The sequence below is a fragment of the Variovorax sp. P4_D9 genome, assembly GCF_056401695.1.
The window spans coordinates 1-2,694 of record NZ_JBFUIU010001125.1; the positions used below are offsets into that span (position 1 = coordinate 1).

The following is a 2,694-nucleotide window of genomic DNA, read 5'->3' on the forward strand; positions in this document are numbered from 1 at the left end:
TCGGTGGTCGGTGGGCGTACTGGTCGAGCGCACGAGCCGCCTGGTGCTGCTGGCCAGGATGGACGACGCGACTGCCGCCTCGGCGCTTGCTGGCTTCTCTGCCAAGCTGAATTCGATTGCCGAGCCGATGCGCCAGAGCCTGACCTACGACCAGGGCAAGGAGATGTCGCGTCACGCGGATCTGGCAGCGCAGACGGGGGTGAAGGTGTACTTCTGCGACCCGCACAGCCCCTGGCAACGCGGCACCTGCGAGAACACCAACGGCCTGCTTCGTCAGTACATGCCCAAGGGTACAGACCTGAGCTTGTTCAGCCAGGACGAGCTCGACGGGATCGCCGACAGCATGAACAACCGGCCTCGCGCCACGCACGCGTGGCACACGCCTCTCGAGGTGTTCGCACGAACACTGGCATCGTCCCATCCACCGCCAGCGTCAGTTCAGTAACTCAACCCTGTTGCGCTTCGGTCTTGAAACCGCCCCGTTAAAAATAATCCTCGAAGGGCTTGACTTTTAATGCCCCATAGAAGTCTTACTGTGTTAGATATTTGGTGCACGTTGATGCCCAAGACAGCAGGGACATCGGGGGAGGTTACGAGCCAGTAGTGCGCCGATATGCAATCGCAAACTCGTGATGGAGGATGGGACGTGGCGCTGCGCCCTCTGGGCTTCCCCGAGGTTTGTAATGCGTGGGTAGGGCAGGCGTTTGGCATTGAGCGGAGTTTTTTTTACCCCCCGTCTCGTCGGGGTGTCGTAGCCGCTGGGCGACCAAGAAGCCGTAGGCGGCAATGCTGAGACTGGCGTGATGATGAAAGCCGCGCCAGCCCCGGGTGCGCTGCACGTACCCTCACACGGGCGAAGTACGAGCGCAGCGCGGCGTTCGTGCCCTCGCGCCAGGTGACTTCTTGCCAGTCRTCGGGCTCGATGTCGAATGCCACGTCCTTGACCGTGCGGGGCCGGTGCACGGGGGCGGTGGCGTCGCCGCGGCGCAGCCGCCGTGGCACGCGGCCCCTACCGCTGTAAGGCTTGGGCGGCAGGGGTTCGTGCCCGGGCGGCCACACCGTGACGCTGCCTGTCACACCCACGACGTAGGGCAAGCCAAGCTCGCTCAGGCGTTCGCGAAACGCCGTGTCCGCGCCGTAGCCCGCGTCGGCCAACACGCAGTGCCTCGGCGCCCCCTGGGCCACCAGGTGTTCGATCTGCTGCAGCGCGAYCTGAGGCTTGGTGGCGAACTCGATCGCCTCGGGCACGCCGGCCTTCTCGCGTCGGGCCTGGTCGTCGGCCCACTCCTGGGGAAGGTACAGCTGCCACGCCACCGGAATGCTGGCCGCCGCGCAGGCCAGCGACACGCTCACCGCCACCTGGCAGTTGTCCTGCTTGCCCAACATCCCGCAGTATTGGCGCGCGACGCCYACCGAGTGTCGCCCCTGCTTGGGAAAGCCCGTGTCGTCGACGMTCCACCAACCGCCGTCGCTGAAATCCATCAACGGCACGACCCACTGGCATATCCCCAGCAGCAWCCGCTCGTCCGACCAATTCGCGTCGGCCACGAAGTGGTGCAGCGACTGGTGGCGCGAACGAACGTTCAGCGGGTCCATATGCGCCGCCATCGGCTCCACGCTCTTGCGCTGCAGCGGCGACATCAGCCCCGTGGTGTAACCCCGCAARCCCGCATGACGGTCCGAATGACCCAGCCCTTCGCTCAGATGGGCCATGTAGCGCTCGAATTCCTGCAAGTCTTCCATCAAGGTTCACCCTTCTCTTGAAGAAGTGCACATAATGCCTTGATTTCGTTTAAATTACTAACACAGTAAGACTTCTATGGGGCATTAAAAGTCAAGCCCTTCGAGGATTATTTTTAACGGTCAATTACCTCTGTTTGATAAGTCAGTGCCGTGGACGAAGACCTCTGCTCTGTTGAGGGGCCCTTTGCATAAAGCGATGCACAGGGGATTCAGGTCGGGGTGCATGATGTCCGGGCGGTTGCCCGGTCCAACTTCTATCCGTGCCGGCGTCGGGGCCGGTCACCACATACCGCATGCGCAAGGCGCTGGAATCAACCCCGTTACTGCACGCCCCATCTAAAACTACGATTACCCGTCGGGCAATCCTCTTACTGTCCGGGCGCGCTTACCTTCACCCCCTGTTGTCGCTCAATGTGCGTCGTTCAGGCTGTCACCGCTTCGCTGCCCAGTGGCTTGAGCCTTGCCTCGAGTGGAATCTCACCATATTCGAGATAGCGCCAYAGSGCGATCGCCAGTTTTCKYGCCAGGGCCACAATGCCGATCCGTCGCATGCGCTTGCCGGCGACGGCAAAGCGCTGATTGAACCAYTGGCTCAACTGGCTGGCCGGCTGGAAGCGGAGCCAACTCCACGCGAGTTCGACCATCAGCCATCGACTGCGTTTGTTGCCGGCCTTGCTGATGCCCTGCTCAACGTCGCTGGTGCCACTGGCGTAGGGCGTCGGCGCCAGGCCCAGGCAGCCGCCAAGTTCACGCCGGTTGTGGAACCGCCGCCAGCCAAACAGTTCCTTGACCAGGGTCCATGCACTTCCCGTGCCGATACCTGCCAGCCGCGCGAGCAGTGCGATCGTGGGTTGCGCACCGCTGCGGACCTGATGCTGCTGCAGTGTCTCAAGCGCCCTGATCTGCCTGGCAACCAGCAACAGGCGTTCGAACTCGCGCTCAATCTCGGCG

Annotated in this window: 3 protein-coding genes; 1 reads left to right on the forward strand and 2 read right to left on the reverse strand. The window is 62.8% G+C overall.

Annotation, left to right across the window (positions count from 1 at the left end):
• Positions 1-445: IS30 family transposase (locus AC1DY5_RS51865; protein WP_478122051.1), on the forward strand; the 445-nt coding region annotated here is incomplete at its 5' end.
• A 281-nt stretch (positions 446-726) separates the two neighbouring features.
• Here the strand turns inward: AC1DY5_RS51865 and AC1DY5_RS51870 are convergent.
• Both AC1DY5_RS51870 and AC1DY5_RS51875 read right to left on the reverse strand, forming a co-directional pair.
• A complete protein-coding gene (locus AC1DY5_RS51870; protein WP_478122053.1) occupies positions 727-1,743 on the reverse strand; it encodes an IS701 family transposase in 1,017 nt (338 codons plus the stop codon).
• 422 nt (positions 1,744-2,165) lie between these two features.
• A partial coding sequence (locus AC1DY5_RS51875) for a transposase (protein WP_478122052.1) occupies positions 2,166-2,694 on the reverse strand: 529 nt, incomplete at its 5' end.